Here is a 368-nt window from a genome sequence, read left to right as displayed (position 1 = left end):
CGTTCTAACAGCGATCGCCCCAACGGCGCCGGCAAGACCACCATGTTCAACTGCATCGCCGGCTACTCGCCGCCGACCACCGGCGACATCTGGCTGGAAGACCTGAAGATTTCCGGCATGTCGCCGGAGCAGTGCGCCCGCATCGGCATCGGCCGCACCTTCCAGGTGGCGCGCACTTTCACCAGCATGACGGCCTTGGAAAACGTCATGGTCGGCGCCTTCCTCAACGAGCGCGGCGTCGGTCCGGCGCGGCGCACTGCGCAAGAGCTGCTGGACTTCGTCAACCTCGGCCGCTTCGCCGACAAGCCGGCCGGCAGCATGACCATCAGTGAACAGCGCCGCCTCGCCGTGGCGCGCGCGCGCGCGGT

The 368-nt window shown here is 67.9% G+C and carries 1 protein-coding gene; it reads left to right on the top strand.

Going from position 1 to position 368, the window contains the following annotated elements:
• Positions 1-368, top strand: a 368-nt coding sequence (locus HLUSI_RS0124525; protein ID WP_016836448.1) for an ATP-binding cassette domain-containing protein, incomplete at both ends; no start/stop codon positions are given.

The sequence above is a fragment of the Herbaspirillum lusitanum P6-12 genome (assembly GCF_000256565.1).
GTDB lineage: Bacteria > Pseudomonadota > Gammaproteobacteria > Burkholderiales > Burkholderiaceae_D > Herbaspirillum > Herbaspirillum lusitanum.
The sequence above is the reverse complement of the archived record's forward strand: the minus strand, read 5'-3'. Positions and strand labels throughout refer to the sequence as shown.